This is a genomic window from Streptomyces sp. NPDC003032 (assembly GCF_053591415.1).
On record NZ_JBSFTT010000022.1, the window covers coordinates 111,435 to 129,548 of the forward strand.

The following is an 18,114-nucleotide window of genomic DNA, read 5'->3' on the forward strand; positions in this document are numbered from 1 at the left end:
CGCCGAAGTGAGCGCTACTTCACGATCGTGATCCGGTCCGCCTTCGGCGGCGCGATCGGCTTGTCCGCCGAGGAGTTGGCGGTCAGGTAGTCGTTGAACGCCTTCAGGTCGTCGGCGCCGACCAGCGGCTTCGTGCCCTTGCCCAGCTCGGGGAGGCCGTCGCCGCCGCCCGCGAGGAAGGAGTTCAGCGCGACGCGGTAGGTGGCCGCCGGGTCGATCGCCTTGCCGTTCAGCTTGATGGAGCCGGCCACGACACGCTCCGCGCCGGTCCTGGTCATGTCCAGCGTGTACGTCAGTCCCTCCGACACCTGAAGAATCTTCGGGGATGCCTGGTTCCCCCCGCTGACCTGCTGCTTCAGCGCGGTGACGAGCTGCGCGCCGGTCAGGTCGACGAGATTGACGGTGTTGCTGAAGGGCTGCACGGTGAACGCCTCGCCATACGTGACGACACCGTCGCCCTCGCTGCCGCTCGCCTTGTGGACGAGGTCGGAGCGGATGCCGCCCGGGTTCATCAGCGCGAGGTCCGTCTCCGGGTCGAGCGACTTGCCGTGCGCGAGCTGCGCGTCCGCGATGAGGTCGCCGAGCGGCGACTCGGGGACGCCGGCGCCGCGGCCGGGGATGTCCGCGGAGATGTAGCCGACGGGCTTGCCGGCGACGGGCGCGGCCAGCTTGTCCCAGCGGTTGATCAGCGAGGTCATGTCCGGGGCCTTGGGCTGCTCACGGCTGACGACGTGGTTCGCGGACCGGGAGGAGGAGACGCTCGTACGGACGATGTCCTTGGTCCTGCGGTCGTACGTGAGCGTGGTGTCCGTGTAGAGCTTGCCGTAGGACGACGCCGAGGTCACCATGCGGGGCTTGCCCGACGGGTCGGGGATCGTACAGACGTACGCGGCGTGCGTATGGCCGGTGACGAGCGCGTCCACCTTGGGCGTGATGCCCTTGGCGATGCCGGTGATGGGCCCGGAGATGCCGTCGCCCGCGCCCGGGGAGTCGCAGTCGTAGTTGTACGTCTGGCTCGCGGGGGCGCCGCCCTCGTGGATGAGCGTGACGATGGACTTCACGCCCTGCTTGTCGAGGATCTCGGCGTACTTGTTGACGGTCTCGATCTCGTCGTGGAACTTGAGGCCCTTGATGCCGTCGGCGGAGACGATGTCCGGGGTGCCTTCGAGCGTGACGCCGATGAAGCCGACCTTCACGCCCTTGTGCTTCCACACCCAGTAGGGCTTGAGGATGGGCTCGCCGGTCTTCTCGTCCGTGACGTTCGCGGCGAGGTAGGGATAGTCGGCGCCCTCGAACTCCTTGGGCTTGCCCTTCCCGTCCTTCTCGAAGCAGCCGTCCTTGGGGTGGCAGCCGCCGTTCTGCATGCGGGCCAGTTCCTTGGTGCCCTCGTCGAACTCGTGGTTGCCGACGCTGGTGACGTCCAGGTCCAGCTTGTTCATCGCCTGGATCGTCGGCTCGTCGTGGAAGAGGCCGGAGAGCAGCGGACTGGCGCCGATCAGGTCACCGGCGGCCGCGGTGACGCTGTAGGGGTTGCCCTTGCGGGCGGTGCGCAGGGACGTGGCGAGGTACTCGACACCACCGGCGTCGATCTTCTTCTCGGTCCCGTCGTGCTGCTTCTCCGTCACCTGGCCGGAGGAGCCGGCGGGCGGCTGGAGGTTCCCGTGGAAGTCGTTGAACGACAGCAGCTGCACGTCGACGGTGCGCTTCTTGCCGCCCTCGCCCCCGCCCGCGTGGTCCTGCCCCGCGCTCGCGGGAAGAGCGGCGGCCAGCGCGCCGAGGGTGGCGAGCGAGGCGGCCGCGGCGAGTACGCGCGTGGCGCGGCGTCCGGGCCGGCGACGTGGCCGGGGTGTGGCTGACACGTGTCCCCCTGGGGATGGTGTGAGAAGACTGGGACGGCGGGACGGCGGTACCGCCGTGCGCAGCCTAGAGTCAACGCGCGTAGCGCAACAGGGGGTTACGGGTTACGAGCTGGTTGCCATCGGGGGCGTTCCGGTCACTTCGGCCCATGTCGGGAGCTGTCGCCGCCTGTCGGGTGCTGTCGCCCGGTTGAGCAGAGGGTCCCCGTCCGTCGCCGTACCCTCGACCCATGACTGACGACCGGCCCGCCGAGGCTCCCGCGCCCCTCCGGAAGATCGATACTCTCGCCGCCCTCACCCCCGCGCAGGCCGACGCCGTGCTCGGGCTCCTCGCGGAGGCCGCCCGCGCCGACGGGCAGCAGGCCGTGTCCGAGCAGGGGCGGCTGCAGCTCCGCGGCGGGGCGCGGGAGGGGGTGCGGCATCTGCTGCTCGGCGTCGGCGACCAGCGCGACCAGCTCGTCGGGTATGCGCAGCTGGAGGACACCGACCCCGTGGAGGCCCCCGCCGCCGAGCTCGTCGTGCACCCCGCGCACCGCGGGCGGGGCCACGGCCGGGCGCTCGGCGCCGCGCTGCTCGGCGACTCCGGGCGGCGCCTGCGCGTGTGGGCGCACGGCGGGCACTCCGCCGCCCGGCACCTGGCGCAGGTGCTCGGCCTCACCCTCTTCCGCGAACTGCGCCAGATGCGGCGCACCTTGGCCGACCTCGACCTGCCCGAGCCGGTCCTCCCGGCGGGTGTCTCCGTACGTACCTTCGTCCCCGGACAGGACGACGCGGCCTGGCTCGCGGTGAACGCCGAGGCCTTCGCGCACCACCCGGAGCAGGGCTCCCTCACCCAGCGCGACCTGGACGACCGCAAGGCGGAGCCGTGGTTCGACCCGGCGGGCTTCTTCCTCGCCGAGAAGGACGGGGAGCTGGTCGGCTTCCACTGGACGAAGGTTCACGCGCAGGAGAACCTCGGCGAGGTGTACGTCGTCGGCGTCCGCCCCGGCGCCCAGGGCGGCGGCCTCGGCAAGGCCCTCACCACGACGGGCCTGCGCCACCTCGCGCGGGCCGGTCTGCCGACCGCGATGCTGTACGTGGACGCGGACAACAAGGCGGCCGTGAGCGTCTACGAACGGCTCGGCTTCGTGACGTATGAGACGGATCTGATGTACCGCACGGAGACGTGAGCGCGCGGAGGCCCATGTAAGCGTGGAGGGCGTGGTGTTCCCAGGGGAACACCACGCCCTCCGTACATCCTGCGTACGTCCGGCTACTTCGCCGAGACCTCCGTCAGGCACATCGAGAACTGCACCCGGCCCCGCCGGGTCTGCTCGTAACGGGACTGCCCCGGCTCGCACTCGGTCCCGTCCAAGCTCGCGACCTTGTACTCGGCCTTGGCGTCGCCGCAGTCGATGACCTCCATGTCGGGGCTGCCCTCGGACCCCTTGTTCTGTACGCAGTCGCCGACCTCGGCCGCCGCGGGCCGCTTCGCGCTCTCGCTGTCGGGACCGGTGCTGTTGCCCCGGCTCGTGTACATCCACACGCCCGCGACGACCGCCGCGATGAGCAGCACCGCCACCTTCATCAGAGGCGGAAGCCCGCCGAACGCGCCGCTGCCGCCGCCCTGCGGGAGGTGTGAACGCCGACGCGACCGGCCCTGCTGAGGCATGGACAAGGTAAGACCCCCGTATTTCGTACGTGTTCACGTCAATGCTGAGCGGCAGACCTTACAAGATCGACGCCCCCGCGCCGAAACCGGTCGAACCCAACCCGCGCGGCTGGGACATGGACTACCGAGGCCCCGCACCCGAGGCCCCACACCCCCGGGGGTCTTCGGTCGATGTCCCGCACGTCATGTCGCCGTAACCGCTGATTCAGACAAGCTTGCGACGCTCGCTCAATGCAGCCCGCCGTGCCCGACCCGCCCCCGGAGAACGGGAGGCTCCGCCTCACTCCCGCGCTCTCCGACGCGCCCATCGGCGTGCCCACGCGGAAGAATGGCTCTATGAGCCAGCCGAACCCGCAGGGACAGGTCCAGCACGCCCAGCCTTCCGTCGGTTCCATCGCCGCGCACAGGCCGCACACCATCGCCGCCACCATCTCCGACCTCGCCCCCGACATCGACGCCGACCTCGACGCGTACGACGAGGACGCCCAGGTCGGGCACGACGGCGTCGAGCTGCCGCAGGGCCGCTTCCTGGACCGGGAGCGCAGTTGGCTCGCGTTCAACGAACGAGTGCTCGAACTCGCCGAGGACCCCCAGACCCCCCTCCTCGAACGGGCGAATTTCCTCGCGATCTTCGCCTCGAACCTGGACGAGTTCTTCATGGTCCGCGTGGCCGGCCTCAAGCGCCGCATCGCGACCGGCGTCGCCACCCGTTCGGCCTCCGGCCTCCAGCCCCGCGAGGTCCTCGAACTCATCTGGAACCGCTCCCGCGAGCTCATGGCCCGGCACGCCGCCTGCTACCACGACGACGTCGCGCCCGGCCTCGCCGACGAGGGCATCCAGCTGGTGCGCTGGCACGAGCTGACCGAGAAGGAGCAGTCCCGGCTCTTCACGCTCTTCCGGCAGCAGATCTTCCCCGTCCTGACCCCGCTGGCCGTGGACCCCGCGCACCCCTTCCCGTACATCTCGGGACTCTCGCTCAACCTCGCCGTGGTCGTACGCAATCCGATCTCCGGCCATCAGCACTTCGCACGTGTGAAGGTCCCGCCGCTGCTCTCCCGCTTCCTGGAGGCCTCCCCCCAGCGGTACGTCCCCATAGAGGACGTCATCGCCGCTCCCGCGCACCTCCAGGAGCTGTTCCCCGGCATGGAGATCCAGGAGCACCACATGTTCCGGCTCACCAGGAACGAGGACCTGGAGGTCGAGGAGGACGACGCCGAGAACCTGCTCCAGGCCCTGGAGAAGGAGCTGATGCGGCGCCGCTTCGGGCCCCCGGTGCGCCTGGAGGTCGAGGAGTCCATCGCCCCGAACGTGCTCAGCCTCCTGGTGCGCGAGCTGAAGATCAGCGAGGCCGAGGTCTACCCGCTGCCGGGCCCACTCGACCTCACCGGCCTCTTCAGCATCGCCAAGCTGGACCGGCCCGATCTGAAGTTCCCCAAGTTCGTGGCGGGCACCCACCGCGATCTCGCCGAGGTGGAGTCGGCGTCCGCGCCCGACATCTTCGCCGCCCTTCGCGAACGCGACGTACTTCTGCACCACCCGTACGACTCCTTCTCCACGTCCGTACAGGCGTTCCTGGAGCAGGCGGCGGCCGACCCCGAAGTCCTCGCCATCAAGCAGACGCTGTACCGCACCTCGGGCGACTCCCCCATAGTCGACGCCCTGATCGACGCCGCCGAGTCCGGCAAGCAGGTCCTCGTCCTCGTCGAGATCAAGGCCCGCTTCGACGAGCAGGCCAACATCAAGTGGGCGCGCAAGCTGGAGGAGGCGGGCTGCCACGTCGTCTACGGCCTGGTCGGCCTGAAGACCCACTGCAAGCTCTCCCTCGTCGTACGCCAAGAGGGTGATTCCCTGGTCCGCTACTCGCACGTGGGCACCGGCAACTACCACCCCAAGACCGCCCGCCTCTACGAGGACCTCGGTCTGCTCACCTCCAACGCGGAGGTCGGCGCGGACCTCTCCGACCTCTTCAACCGCCTCTCCGGCTACTCGCGGCGCGAGACCTACCGCCGCCTCCTCGTGGCCCCCAAGTCCCTGCGCGACGGCCTCGTCTCGCGCATCGACAAGGAGACCCAGCACCACCGCGTGGGCCGCCCCGCCTACGTACGCGTCAAGGTCAACTCGATGGTCGACGAGGCGATCATCGACGCGCTGTACCGCGCCTCGCAGGCGGGCGTCGAGGTGGACGTGTGGGTGCGCGGCATCTGCGCGGTGCGGCCGGGCGTGGTGGGACTCTCGGAGAACATCCGCGTACGCTCCGTCCTCGGCCGCTTCCTGGAGCACTCCCGCGTCTTCGCCTTCGGCAACGGCGGTGAACCGGAGGTGTGGATCGGCAGCGCCGACATGATGCACCGCAATCTCGACCGCCGCATCGAGGCGCTGGTCAGGGTCCAGGACCCGGCGCACCGAGCGGCACTCAGCCGGCTCCTGGAGACCGGCATGTCGGACACCACCGCCTCCTGGCACCTGGGTGCGGACGGGAACTGGACCCGCCACTCGGCGGATCCGGACGGCCAGCCCCTGCGGAACGTCCAGGAGATGCTCATAGACGCCCGGAGGCGCCGGCGTGGCACAGCGACACCATGAGATGACGGGTACGACCGGTACGGCGGGAACGACCGGTACGGCGGCGACGACCGGTACGGCGGGCGATGTCCTCGCGGCCCATCTGCGGGGCCAGGCCACGGAGTTCCTCCGCTCGCTGCGGCTGCACCGCGAGTCCACTACGGACGCGCAGGGCGCCGAGGAGTCCCTGGAGGCGGCCCGCGCCCTGCGCCGGGCGGCCCGCCGCATCGGCGCCACGCTGCACACGTTCCGCCCCCTCCTGGACACGGAGTGGGCGTCGTCCCTGCGCCCCGAACTGGCCTGGCTCACGTCCACCCTGGCCCAGGAACACGCGTACGCGACTCGCCTGACCCGCCTCCTGACCGCCCTGCACCGCCTCTCGGGCCCACTACCGCTCCCGGGTCCCACGACACCGGCTACGGGGCACTGCCACACCGCGGACAGCCAGGCCGCTACCGCTGTGGGCAGGCTCCCCCGAGCTCTCAAGGAGCAGGGAGGCGCCCCCATCGCACGGCGGAACGGGTGGGCACAGCCGCTGACGCCGAGTGCAGACCAGAGGGGCGGCACGCCAAAAGGCCTGACGGTGGGCGCGGCCAAGGCCGCCGCCCTCCTGGAGCGGCAGCTCACCCTGGCCCGGACCCGGGCCCACTCCACCGCCCTCCAGGCCTTCGGCTCCTCCCGCTTCCACGCCGTCGCCGACAACATCGCCGTACTGGCCAGCGAAGTGCCCCTCAGCGGGACAGCCGACGACCTGAAACCGCTGGCCGCCCAGGCCGAGTCGGACCTCGCCGAAGCCGTCGCCGCGCTCCCCCTCGGCCAGGCCGGCCACCCGTACAACGCCGGGGCCCTGGTCCACGGTCTCGCGGCCGACTCCGCGCCGGACGCCCAGGACGCCCCCTGGCTGAAGGTCCGCTCCCTGCTGCGCCTGCACAGGTACGCCCAGGAGGTCCTGCTGGGCCACGCGACGCCGCAGCCCCGCGTGGCCGACGCGAGCCACGCCCTGAACGTCCACCGTGAGGCCGCCGCCGCCGCGGCCGCGGCCGCGCAGGCCGCCCGTACACCCCGCATCGCCCCGGCGACGGCGTACGCGCTCGGCGTGCTCCACGCCGACCAGCGCCACGAGGTCGAGGCGGCGAGGTTCGGCTTCCAGCAGGCCTGGCAGCACGAGACGGCGCCCGGCGTTTATAACGCGTCGTAGCGGATCAGGTACTTTCCGTAGCAGGATGCCTCACCAGGCCGACCGCCGAGGTTCACCCGCCGTTCACTCCTGCCCTTCAGCCGCTTCACCTGTCCTGCCTATTTTCGGCCTTACAGACAGACATCGCACGCCGCCAGCAAAGGGCCGGCGGCTCCCGGAAGGAACACCCGAAAGTGAAGCTTCAGCGCAAGAACCGGCTCCGCGCCCTCTCCCTCGGCGCCCTCGCCGTCTCCGGCGCCCTGGCCCTCACGGCGTGCGGCTCCGACGACACCAGCGGCTCGGGCGACGGCGGCAAGGAGACCAACGCCAACGCCAACATCAAGTGCGACGACGCCAAGGGCCAGCTCGCGGCCTCCGGCTCCTCCGCGCAGAAGAACGCCGTCGACGCCTGGCGGAAGGTCTACACGACCAACTGCAAGGACGTGCAGCTGAACTACAACCCGACGGGTTCGGGCGCCGGCATCACCGCGTTCCTCCAGGGCCAGACCGCGTTCGCCGGCTCCGACTCGGCGCTGAAGCCCGACGAGATCGCGAAGTCGAAGAAGGTCTGCACCAACAGCCAGGCCATCGACCTGCCGATGGTCGGCGGCCCGATCGCCATCGGCTACAACGTCCCCGGCGTCGACAAGCTGAACCTGGACGCCAAGACCCTGGCCGACATCTTCAACGACAAGATCAAGAACTGGGACGACAAGGCGATCGCCAAGCTCAACCCCGACGCCAAGCTGCCCAAGACGAAGATCCAGGCCTTCCACCGCTCCGACGAGTCCGGCACCACGGACAACTTCACCAAGTACCTGAAGGGCGCCGCCCCCGACGCCTGGCCCTACGAGCCGGGCAAGTCGTGGGAGCCCAAGGGCGGCCAGTCCGCGAACGGCTCCGCCGGTGTCGCGGGCCAGGTCAAGCAGACCGCGGGCGCCATCTCGTACTTCGAGCTCTCCTACGCGGGCGACGGCATCAAGACCGTCGACCTGAAGACGGAGGCCAAGGAGCCGGTGAAGGCCACCGTCGACAACGCCTCCAAGGCGATCTCCGAGGCGAAGATCGTGGGCAAGGGCAAGGACCTGGCCCTGGAGCTGAACTACAAGCCCACCGCCGAAGGCGCCTACCCGATCACCCTGGTGACGTACGAGGTCGTCTGCGAGAAGGGCAACAAGGCCGACACGCTCGCCGCCACCAAGTCCTTCCTGACCTACATCGCCAGCGAGGACGGCCAGAACGTCCTCAAGGAGAACGACTACGCGCCGATCCCGGCCGAGATCATCACCAAGGTCCGCTCCACCGTCGCGGGCCTGAGCTAGCTCAACCGAGTGCGGCCGGCCCCGCAGGTCCGGGCCGGCCGCACCGTCCGGTGCACCGCCGCCACGGAGCTGCCGCGCCACCCGCGCGGCACCTCCGCAGACCGGAGAACCCCATGGAAATATCCAGCAACACCACCGCTCCTCCACCCGTCGACGACGTGCCGCGCCTCGCCCCCGTGAGCAAGGCCGCCGCCCGCGGCGCCACCCGCCCGGGCGACCGGATCTTCCTCGGGTTCTCCCGGGGCTCCGGCATCGCGCTCCTCGCGGTCATGGCCGCCATCGCGGCGTTCCTCACGTACCGCACGGCCCTCGCGCTCTCCGACAACACGGGCAACTTCCTCACCACCTTCGAGTGGGACCCGGCCGGCGCGTCCACCGGCGGCAAGCCGTTCTTCGGCATCGCCGTCCTGGTCTTCGGCACCGTGGTCAGCTCGCTGATCGCCCTGGTGATCGCGGTCCCCGTCGCCATCGGCATCGCGCTCTTCATCTCGCACTACGCGCCGCGCAAGCTGGCCACCCCCATCGCGTACGTGATCGACCTGCTGGCCGCCGTGCCCTCGATCGTGTACGGCCTGTGGGGCGCCCTCGTGGTCGCGCCCAACCTCACCGGCTTCTACAGCTGGCTCGACGACTACCTCGGCTGGACCGGGATCTTCGAGTACCAGGGCGGCGCCCCGCGCTCCCTGATGACCGTCGGCATCCTGCTCGCGATCATGATCCTGCCGATCATCACCAACGTGAGCCGCGAGGTCTTCCTCCAGGTCCCGAAGATGCACGAGGAGGCCGCGCTGGCCCTCGGCGCGACGCGCTGGGAGGTCATCCGCATCTCGGTGCTGCCCTTCGGCCGCTCCGGCATCATCTCCGCCTCCATGCTCGGCCTCGGCCGCGCGCTCGGCGAGACGATCGCCGTCGCCACCGTGCTCTCCCCGACCTTCCTCATCAGCGCGTCCGTGCTCGACCCCGGCGGCGGCACCTTCGCACAGAACATCGCCAGCAAGTTCAACGAGGCCAGTGAGTACGGCCAGGACGCGCTCATCGCCTCCGGCCTGGTCCTCTTCGTCATCACCCTGCTGGTCAACGGCGCGGCCCGCCTGATCATCGCGCGCCGCAAGGAGTACTCGGGGGCCAACGCATGAGCACCACGACACCCACCCCGACCACCCCGACCGGCCCGCTCGACAAGCGCCCCTCGACGCTGAAGGCCGCGAGCCTGCCCCGCTGGTCGCCCCTGGCCGTCGCCGCCGGCTCGCTCGCCGTCGCCGTGGGCATCGGCGCCGGGGCAGGGCTGCACAGCCGCATCCAGTGGGGCCTGATCGCCGCCTTCCTGTTCATCGTCGGGTCGTACGTCCTCGCGGTCGCCGTCGAGGGCACCCGCCAGGCCAGGGACCGCCTCGCCACGTCGCTGGTGTGGGTGATGTTCCTGCTGGCCGTCGTCCCGCTGGCCTCGCTGATCTACGAGACGCTGCAGCGCGGCCTCAAGGTCTTCGACGGCTACTTCCTGACCCACTCCATGGGCGTCATCGCCGACGACGAGACCGGCGGCGGCATCTACCACGCCCTCGTCGGCACGCTCCAGCAGGTGCTCTTGGCCTCGGTGATCGCCGTGCCGATCGGCCTGCTCACCGCGGTGTACCTCGTCGAGTACGGGCGGGGGAAGCTCTCCAAGGTCATCACGTTCTTCGTGGACGTCATGACCGGCATCCCCTCGATCGTCGCGGGCCTGTTCGTCCTCAGCTTCTGGATCCTGATCCTCGGCTTCGGCTACTCCGGCTGGGCCGGCGCCATGGCGCTCGCCATCCTGATGATGCCGGTGATCGTCCGCTCCACCGAGGAGATGCTCAAGCTCGTCCCGAACGAGCTGCGCGAGGCCTCGCTCGCCCTCGGCGTGCCGAAGTGGCGGACCATCCTGAAGGTCGTCCTGCCCACCGCGATCGGCGGCATCACCACGGGCGTCATGCTCTCGGTCGCCCGCATCGCCGGTGAGACCGCGCCGGTCCTGCTCCTGGTCTGGGTGAACCCCCTGATCAACACGAACCCCTTCGAGGGCTCACAGGCCTCGCTGCCGCTGTACGTCTACCAGCAGTACGCGGCGGGCACCGACGCGTCGTACGACCGCGCCTGGGCGGCGGCGCTCGCCCTCATCGGCTTCATCATGATCCTCAACCTGGCGGCCCGCGGCATCGCCCGCTGGAAGGCCCCCAAGACGGGCCGCTAAGTGTCATCGGTCGGCTCCGCCGACGGAAGGCCCATCAGCGACCCTGGTATTAAGACCCGAAAGAAGCAGTGATCCCCATGGCCAAGCGAATCGACGTATCGGGCCTGACCGCCTACTACGGCTCCCACAAGGCGATCGACGACATCTCGATGACCGTGGAGCCCCGCTCGGTGACCGCTTTCATCGGCCCGTCCGGCTGCGGCAAGTCCACGTTCCTGCGCACCCTCAACCGCATGCACGAGGTCACCCCCGGCGGCCGCGTCGAGGGCAAGGTGCTCCTGGACGACGAGGACCTCTACGGCAGCGGCGTGGACCCGGTGGCCGTGCGCCGCACGATCGGCATGGTCTTCCAGCGCCCGAACCCCTTCCCCACGATGTCGATCTACGACAACGTCGCGGCGGGCCTGAAGCTCAACGGCTCGTACAAGAAGTCCGAGCTGAACGACGTCGTCGAGAAGTCCCTCAAGGGCGCGAACCTCTGGAACGAGGTCAAGGACCGCCTCAACAAGCCCGGCTCGGGCCTCTCCGGCGGCCAGCAGCAGCGCCTGTGCATCGCGCGGGCCATCGCGGTCGAGCCCGACGTCCTCCTCATGGACGAGCCGTGCTCGGCGCTCGACCCGATCTCGACCCTCGCCATCGAGGACCTGATCGGCGAGCTGAAGGAGCGCTTCACGATCGTCATCGTGACGCACAACATGCAGCAGGCGGCCCGCGTCTCGGACCGCACGGCGTTCTTCAACCTCTCCGCGGTCGGCCAGCCCGGCAAGCTCGTCGAGATCGACGACACGGAGCGGATCTTCTCCAACCCGTCCGTGCAGGCCACCGAGGACTACATCTCGGGCCGCTTCGGCTGAGCCGACCGCCCCCTGACTCCCCGCGGTGCTGCATGGCGGTGCCACCGCAGGGACAACAAGAAAGGCCCGCCCCTGGGCTCCCGGGGGCGGGCCTTTCCACGTGCTGCCATGAGGCGATACGGGCGCGCTACAGGAACGCGAGGTTCACGATCCAGAAGCTGACCGCGGCGACGAGGGCCGCCGCAGGCATCGTGATGAACCACCCCAGGATGATGTTCTTGGCGACACCCCACCGCACCGCGTTCACCCGCTTCGTCGCGCCCACGCCCATGATCGCGGACGTGATGACGTGCGTCGTCGAGATCGGCGCGTGGAACATGAACGCCGTGGTGAACATGATGCCCGCGCCGGTCGTCTCCGCCGCGAAACCCTGCGGCGGGTCCAGCTCGATGATCTTGCGCCCGAGGGTCCGCATGATGCGCCAGCCCCCCGCGTACGTACCGAGCGAGAGCATCAGCGCACAGGAGACCTTGACCCAGATCGGGATCGGCGCGTCCGCGCTCTGTACGTCGGAGATGACCAGGGCCATCACCACGATGCCCATGGTCTTCTGCGCGTCCTGGAGACCGTGGCCGAGGGCCATGCCGGCCGCGGACACCGTCTGCGCGATACGGAAGCCCCGCTTGGCCTTGTGCGGGTTGGACCTGCGGAACATCCACATGATCGCGCACATCACCAGATAACCGGCGACGAGACCGACGACCGGCGACAGGAACATCGGGATGACGATCTTGTCGAGGACCCCGGACCAGATGACTCCGATCCCCCCGGCGAGCGCGGCGCCGACCATGCCGCCGAACAGCGCGTGCGACGAGGACGAGGGCAGCCCGAAGTACCAGGTGATGAGGTTCCAGACGATCGCGCCGATGAGGGCCGCGAAGAGGATCCACATGCCCTTGTCACCGTGCGGGGTCTCGATGATCCCCTCACTCACGGTCTTGGCGACCCCGCTGCCCATGAAGGCACCGGCGAGGTTCATCACCGCGGCCATGGCGAGCGCCGCCCGTGGCGTCAGCGCGCGCGTGGAGACGGAGGTGGCGATGGCGTTCGCGGAGTCGTGGAAGCCATTCGTGTACGTGAATCCGAGCGCGACGCCGATGGTCACGATCAAGGCAAAGGTGTCCATGGAGGGGTCAGGACTCCTTGACCGCGATGGTCTCCACCGTGTTCGCCACGTGCTCGAAGGCGTCGGCGGCCTCCTCCAGCACATCCACGATCTGCTTGAGCTTCAGCACCTCCATGGCGTCGTACTTGCCGTTGAAGAGCTGGGCGAGGAGCTTGCGGTGAATCTGGTCGGCCTGGTTCTCCAACCGGTTCACCTCGATCCAGTACTCGGTGAGGTTCTCCATGGTGCGGAGGTTCGGCATGGCCTCGGCCGTCAGCTCGGCGGCCCGGGACAGGACCTCGATCTGCTGCTCGACGCCCTTGGGGAGTTCCTCGACCTGATAAAGGACGACCAGGTCGACGGCCTCCTCCATGAAGTCCATGATGTCGTCCAGGGACGACGCGAGGTTGTAGATGTCCTCGCGGTCGAACGGCGTGATGAACGAGGAGTTCAGCTGGTGGAAGATCGCATGCGTGGCGTCGTCTCCCGCGTGTTCCGCGGCCCGCATACGCTCTGCGATCTCGGCCCGCGCGGAAGAGTCCGCTCCGAGCAGTTCCATGAGGAGCTTCGAGCCCGTGACGATGTTGTCCGCGGATGCGGCGAACATGTCGTAGAAGCTCGTCTCCCTGGGGGTCAGACGAAAGCGCACGTGGGGTCCTCGGGGTGCTCTGGATGCGGTCAGGCTGATGCTAGGCGCATCATCCGGCCACGGCTAACCGGCCGCTCCCCAGTGTCGCCCATCAGGCACAGTGATCAGCACACCCCCCGAGAAATCGGCTAAGATATACCCGCCAGGGGTATATGGAACTGCATAAATACCCCACGCCTCGCAGGGGCCCGGCTGGAACCTCCCGTAGGGGCGACCAGCGGGAGGTTCCAGAGGCAATCCACCAGGATGTCCAGCAGGAAGTCCAGAGGAGGACGCGATGACGACCACCGACGCGGCCGTGCCGACCACGGGGGCGCCCGAAGCGCCCTCCGACGACGCCCACGGGGACCACGCCCACGGCGTGCACGGCTACCACAAGCAGAAGGACGAACACCTCAAGCGTCTGCGCCGCATCGAGGGCCAGATCCGCGGCCTGCAGCGCATGGTCGAGGAGGACGTCTACTGCATCGACATACTCACGCAGGTCTCGGCGAGCACCAAGGCCCTGCAGTCCTTCGCGCTCCAGCTCCTGGAGGAACACCTGCGGCACTGCGTGGCCGACGCGGCGGTCAAGGGCGGCACGGAGATCGACGCGAAGGTCGAAGAGGCGACGAAGGCGATCGCCCGGATGCTCCGCACGTGACGCTCCCGCGAGGGGAACCAGGAACGAGCCCGCATTCCCCGCCCGCCCGTTTGCCCCGCATCACGGGGTAAACGGGCGGGCGGGAGACATCGCCGCGAAGCGGCGGACAGGAGGGCAAGGCGACCGGGGCTAGGGGCGCTCGTCGCCCCGGGCCCCGGTCTCCCGTACGTCGGAGACCCTCAGCACCTCGTCGATCCGGTCAAAGCTCAAGCGCTCGGCCGCCGCGCTCGCCGCGATGATGAGTTCGCCGCACAGCTCGATCTCGGCGAGGGCGACGTGGTCCTGAACCGCCGTACCGCCACGCATAGGAGCCACGTTCATCACCTCTTCCTGACCCTTACCGGTATCGACTTCCTAGAGTAGGGAGCGCCCTACACACCGCGCATGGCACGGACGGACCATTTCCTCCGGCCGTACGCGACTAGGGACCACCAGGGATCACTAGGGACCGGCGATCTTCCCGGCGAAAATGTCCTTCTCGGCCGGAAGTCGCGCCCCGACGGTCACCCCGAAACCGTAGAGCAGCGTGGTCGACGCCACATCGGCGTTGGCCACGGTGAACTGATGGCGCAGCTTCCGTACCCGCCCCCGCTCGTCGAGGTAGACGTCGAAGGGCACGCTCCCCTCGCTGAACCCTTTCGCCGCCGCCACCCCCAGCGCACCCCGCTGACCTGCGGAGGCCGCCTTCGCCGCGGCCCGCAGATCGGCGACCCCGCGGTAGTGCCGCACCTCCGCGCCCCCGACCCGCTCCTCCCCCACGTACGTCACCTTCCGCGCCCCGCGCAGCAGTTCCGCCGCCGCGAGGGGGTCCGTCGCGCCGCCGGTGACGAGATTCCCGTCGGAGAGCGAGCGTGTCTCGATCCGCACCCACTTGTCGGCGGGCACCCCGGCCCCGCGGTTCTTCATGTAGAGCGCGCCGGCGGACATCAGCTCGGTGATCGGCCGGCGCGGGCGGCCCCCGGCGGGGTCCTGCGGGAGCACCACTCGGAACCGCCCGAGCTGGCGCCGGAAGTCGTACACGCCCTCGCCCCGGACGGTCACGCGCGTCCCGCCGCTGGCCATCTCCATGGACGTACGCGCCTCCGCGCTGCCCGCCCGGACGAGGGAGTCGGCGGACCGCCGCACCACGTCTTCGGGGTCGCCGGGGGCCCCGGCACCGCTGCCGTCGGCGGCGGCGCCGCCCGAACAGCCGGTGGCGACGGCCATCAGCCCCGCCGCCGCGACGGCGACGACCGTTCGCCCTGTGCGCCTGTGCTGCTGCACCATCGCTTGTCTACCCCCAAGCGTGTCCGCGCTCGTCGATCCCCCGTCGTTCCCCCCGTCGTTCCGGATAACGACCGGTGCGTTGACCCGTCACGCCGCGCCGCCCGCGGCAAGGTCGGTACGGTGACGGCGTGGCCTACCAGGACGTCTCAGAAGTCACCGCACCGCACCGCACGTCGACGGTCGAGAACGGCCGTTTCATCGCGGCCCACTGCTCCTGCGGCTGGCGCGGCCCGGCCCGCAGGGCCCGCAGCAAGGCCCGCACGGACGCGGCCGAACATGAGGAGTCCCCCTAGGGGAACCCGCCCGCCCCGCGCACCGTCTCGTTCCCCGGAAGCAACGGGAGGCGTTATGGAACGACGTACGTTCATCGGTACAACGGCCGCCACACTCGCCGGGGCCACGGTCGCGGGCTGCACGGGCGGGGGACCGGACGCGGGCGCGGCCTCCCGCACCAGCGGCAGCGGAAGCGGCGGGAGTACCCCCATCAGAACGTCCAGCGCCGCCGCCACCTCCCCCGCCACCCTCAAGGCCCTCGCCCGTGACCTGGATGGCACTCTCGTCCGGCCCGGCGAGGCCAAGTGGGCGGCGGCCCGCCAGCTGTACAACACGCGCTTCGACAACCTGAAGCCCACCGCCGTCGCCTACGTCGCGCACCCGGACGACATCCGCACCGCCCTGGCGTACGCCCGCGCCCACCGCACCCCGGTCGCGATCCGCAACGGCGGCCACTCGTACGCCGGCTGGTCCTCCGGCACCGGCCGGCTGATCATCGACGTATCGAAGTTGAGCAGGATACGGGCGAGCGGCACCACGGCCACGATCGGCGGTGGCGCCAAGCTGATCGACGTCTACCGCTCGCTCGCCGCGAAGGGCGTCACCCTCCCCGCGGGCTCCTGCCCGACCGTCGGCATCTCGGGGCTGACCCTCGGCGGCGGCCATGGCGTGGTCTCCCGTGCGTACGGCCTGACCTGCGACAGCCTCACCTCCGCGACGCTGATCACGGCGGACGGCAAGCAGCTCACCGCCTCCAAGTCGCAGAACAAGGACCTCTTCTGGGCGCTGCGCGGCGCGGGCAACGGCAACTTCGGTGTCGTCACCGAACTGTCCTACCGCACGCACACCGCGCCCCAGGCCGTCTCCGCGTACATGAGGTGGCCCTGGTCGAAGGCGGCGGCGGTCGTCAAGGCGTGGCAGGAGTGGGGCCCGGACCAGCCGGACGAGATCTGGTCGTCCCTCCACCTGGCGAACAGCACGGGCGGCACCCCGACCGTCTCCGTCTCCTGCTTCTCGCTGGGCACGTACGGCGAGCTGCAGAACGCCGTCGACCGCCTCGCCGACAGGATCGGCGCCTCCGCGCGCAGCGTCTCCCTGAAGCGGCGTACGTACGAGGAGGCGATGGAGGTGTACGCGGGCTGCTCGTCCTTCGCCGCCGACGCCCAGTGCCATCTGCCGGGCGCGACGCCGGGCCGCAGCCCGCAGGGCGCCCTCAAGCGTGAGACGTACGCGGCGAGTTCGGACTTCTTCGACCGTTCGCTGTCGGCGGCTGGCATCCGCGCGCTGCTGTCGCAGGTCGAGAACGTGACGGGCGCGAGCGCGGGCAGTATCGCGCTGACCGCGCTCGGCGGCGCCGTCAACCGCGTCGACCCGACGGCGACGGCCTTCGTGCACCGCCGCTCGCGGATGCTGGCGCAGTACATCGCGTCGTGGCGCGCGGGGACGTCGGGCTCACCGGCGCGGGCGTGGCTGAAAAAGGCTCATGGGGCGATGGGGCGGTACGCGTCGGGTGCGGCGTACCAGAACTACACGGACCCGACGCTGACGAACTGGCGCGAGGCGTACTACGGGGACGCGGCGCCGCGTCTGAAGAAACTGAAGAAGCAGTACGACCCGGGCCGCTTCTTCGACTTCCCGCAGGCTCTGTGATTCTCCCGGGTTCTGTGATTCTCCCGGGTTCTCTGATTCTCCCGGGTTCTCTGAAGTGCCGGCGCTAGGCCGCGAGGTCCCGCTCGTCCGGGTCCGCCGCGGTCTGCTGCGAGGGCGCCGCGGGCTCGCTCAGGGGCGCGGCCGCCGGCCTCGCCTTCCGGTCCCACACCAGCCGGCCCGCGTGCCGGGACCGCCCGACCGCCTTGGCGAGCGGCGTGAGCAGCGCCATGGCGAGCGGGGAGAGGAGCAGGGCGACGGCCGTGCCGAGCGCGAAGCCGCCGATGACGTCCGTGGGGTAGTGCACGCCCATGAAGACGCGGCAGAAGCCTTCCAGGGCGGCGAGTCCGAGGGCGACGAACCCGAACTTCCGGTGGGCGACGAAGAGGCCGGCGCCGATGGCCATGGCGAGCGTGGCGTGGTCGCTGACGAAGGAGAAGTCGTCCTTGCCCTCGACCAGGACATGGACCCCGCTGTGGTCGCGGAAGGGGCGTGGCCGCTCCACGAAGCCCCGGATGGGGACGTTGACGAGCACCGCGATTCCGGCGGCCAGCGGCGCCCAGACGACGGCGGCGACCGACGAGGCGGCGTCGTCGAGGGTGCCCCGCTTCCGCTGGCCCCACCAGCACCACACCACGAGCAGCACGAGGGCGATCAGCAGCCCGTACTCCCCGACGAACGCCAGGGCGCGGTCGAGCCAGTGCGGGGTGTCCTGCGTCAGGCCGTTGATGTCGTAGAGCAGGCCGACATCGGGGTTCGACCCGGATTCATCGAGTCCAGCCATGGCGCTGCGGCCCCTTGTCTCCTAGCCCATGGGCGCACGTTCTGTGCGCCCTTTCCATCAACCCCCGTGGTCGGTCCAGTCAAGGGAACGCGCGGTCCCCACCCCTACGT

Annotated in this window: 17 protein-coding genes; 10 read left to right on the top strand and 7 right to left on the bottom strand. The window is 69.9% G+C overall.

The genetic code is table 11. From position 1 onward, the window contains the following. Nucleotides 1–14: 14 nt before the first annotated feature. On the bottom strand, nt 15–1,859 hold the full coding sequence (locus ACWDZ7_RS27890) for a bifunctional metallophosphatase/5'-nucleotidase (protein ID WP_451800688.1): 1,845 nt from the start codon (nt 1,857–1,859) through the stop codon (nt 15–17). A 227-nt stretch (nt 1,860–2,086) separates the two neighbouring features. On the opposite strand from ACWDZ7_RS27890, the gene mshD reads away from it, so the two are divergent. Beyond that, nucleotides 2,087–3,025, top strand: coding sequence for a mycothiol synthase (gene mshD / locus ACWDZ7_RS27895; RefSeq protein ID WP_451800690.1), 939 nt, complete (start codon nt 2,087–2,089; stop codon nt 3,023–3,025). 83 nt (nt 3,026–3,108) lie between these two features. On the opposite strand, the gene ACWDZ7_RS27900 is transcribed toward mshD, so the two are convergent. Further along, nucleotides 3,109–3,507: an LppU/SCO3897 family protein gene (locus ACWDZ7_RS27900; RefSeq protein ID WP_451800691.1), complete on the bottom strand. Its 399-nt coding sequence runs from the start codon at nt 3,505–3,507 to the stop codon at nt 3,109–3,111. A 231-nt stretch (nt 3,508–3,738) separates the two neighbouring features. On the opposite strand from ACWDZ7_RS27900, the gene ACWDZ7_RS27905 reads away from it, so the two are divergent. From ACWDZ7_RS27905 to pstB, 6 genes are all read left to right on the top strand, one after another. Continuing rightward, complete coding sequence (locus tag ACWDZ7_RS27905) at nt 3,739–6,090, top strand: RNA degradosome polyphosphate kinase (protein WP_451800693.1); 2,352 nt, start codon at nt 3,739–3,741, stop codon at nt 6,088–6,090. Continuing rightward, nucleotides 6,071–7,267 (top strand): CHAD domain-containing protein, encoded by a 1,197-nt coding sequence (locus ACWDZ7_RS27910; RefSeq protein WP_451800695.1) that lies wholly within the window; start codon nt 6,071–6,073, stop codon nt 7,265–7,267. Before ACWDZ7_RS27905 ends, ACWDZ7_RS27910 begins: the two co-directional genes overlap by 20 nt. Nucleotides 7,268–7,440: 173 nt before the next feature. Continuing rightward, nucleotides 7,441–8,568 carry a phosphate ABC transporter substrate-binding protein PstS gene (gene pstS, locus ACWDZ7_RS27915; RefSeq protein WP_451800696.1) on the top strand — a complete coding sequence of 376 codons (1,128 nt, stop codon included), beginning with the start codon at nt 7,441–7,443 and terminating at the stop codon, nt 8,566–8,568. Nucleotides 8,569–8,681: 113 nt separating this feature from the next. Beyond that, complete coding sequence (gene pstC, locus ACWDZ7_RS27920; RefSeq protein ID WP_451800697.1) at nt 8,682–9,704, top strand: phosphate ABC transporter permease subunit PstC; 1,023 nt, start codon at nt 8,682–8,684, stop codon at nt 9,702–9,704. After that, a complete protein-coding gene (gene pstA / locus ACWDZ7_RS27925) occupies nt 9,701–10,783 on the top strand; it encodes a phosphate ABC transporter permease PstA (protein ID WP_451516417.1) in 1,083 nt (360 codons plus the stop codon). Before pstC ends, pstA begins: the two co-directional genes overlap by 4 nt. A 77-nt stretch (nt 10,784–10,860) precedes the next feature. After that, nucleotides 10,861–11,637: a phosphate ABC transporter ATP-binding protein PstB gene (gene pstB / locus ACWDZ7_RS27930; protein WP_451800699.1), complete on the top strand. Its 777-nt coding sequence runs from the start codon at nt 10,861–10,863 to the stop codon at nt 11,635–11,637. A gap of 127 nt (nt 11,638–11,764) precedes the next feature. Here the strand turns inward: pstB and ACWDZ7_RS27935 are convergent, their stop codons facing one another. Together ACWDZ7_RS27935 and ACWDZ7_RS27940 are read right to left on the bottom strand one after the other, a co-directional pair. After that, nucleotides 11,765–12,763: an anion permease gene (locus ACWDZ7_RS27935; protein ID WP_451800700.1), complete on the bottom strand. Its 999-nt coding sequence runs from the start codon at nt 12,761–12,763 to the stop codon at nt 11,765–11,767. Between the two features lie 7 nt (nt 12,764–12,770). Further along, a complete protein-coding gene (locus ACWDZ7_RS27940; protein ID WP_125513699.1) occupies nt 12,771–13,391 on the bottom strand; it encodes a DUF47 domain-containing protein in 621 nt (206 codons plus the stop codon). Nucleotides 13,392–13,668: 277 nt separating this feature from the next. On the opposite strand from ACWDZ7_RS27940, the gene ACWDZ7_RS27945 reads away from it, so the two are divergent. Then, entirely contained in the window at nt 13,669–14,034 is a 366-nt protein-coding gene (locus tag ACWDZ7_RS27945) for a metal-sensitive transcriptional regulator (protein ID WP_451516414.1), read from the top strand. Nucleotides 14,035–14,163: 129 nt separating this feature from the next. Here ACWDZ7_RS27945 and ACWDZ7_RS27950 read toward each other — a convergent pair whose 3' ends face one another. Together ACWDZ7_RS27950 and ACWDZ7_RS27955 are read right to left on the bottom strand one after the other, a co-directional pair. Further along, nucleotides 14,164–14,355 (bottom strand): hypothetical protein, encoded by a 192-nt coding sequence (locus ACWDZ7_RS27950; protein ID WP_451800701.1) that lies wholly within the window; start codon nt 14,353–14,355, stop codon nt 14,164–14,166. Nucleotides 14,356–14,475: 120 nt separating this feature from the next. Beyond that, entirely contained in the window at nt 14,476–15,300 is an 825-nt protein-coding gene (locus ACWDZ7_RS27955) for a hypothetical protein (protein ID WP_451800703.1), read from the bottom strand. A 128-nt stretch (nt 15,301–15,428) separates the two neighbouring features. Between ACWDZ7_RS27955 and ACWDZ7_RS27960 the strand changes: the two genes are divergently transcribed. Next, nucleotides 15,429–15,593: a hypothetical protein gene (locus ACWDZ7_RS27960; RefSeq protein ID WP_451800705.1), complete on the top strand. Its 165-nt coding sequence runs from the start codon at nt 15,429–15,431 to the stop codon at nt 15,591–15,593. Nucleotides 15,594–15,648: 55 nt separating this feature from the next. Continuing rightward, nucleotides 15,649–17,223, top strand: coding sequence for an FAD-binding oxidoreductase (locus ACWDZ7_RS27965; protein ID WP_451800706.1), 1,575 nt, complete (start codon nt 15,649–15,651; stop codon nt 17,221–17,223). Between the two features lie 64 nt (nt 17,224–17,287). Here the strand turns inward: ACWDZ7_RS27965 and ACWDZ7_RS27970 are convergent, their stop codons facing one another. Beyond that, complete coding sequence (locus ACWDZ7_RS27970) at nt 17,288–18,004, bottom strand: phosphatase PAP2 family protein (protein WP_451800707.1); 717 nt, start codon at nt 18,002–18,004, stop codon at nt 17,288–17,290. Between the last annotated feature and the right edge of the window lie 110 nt (nt 18,005–18,114).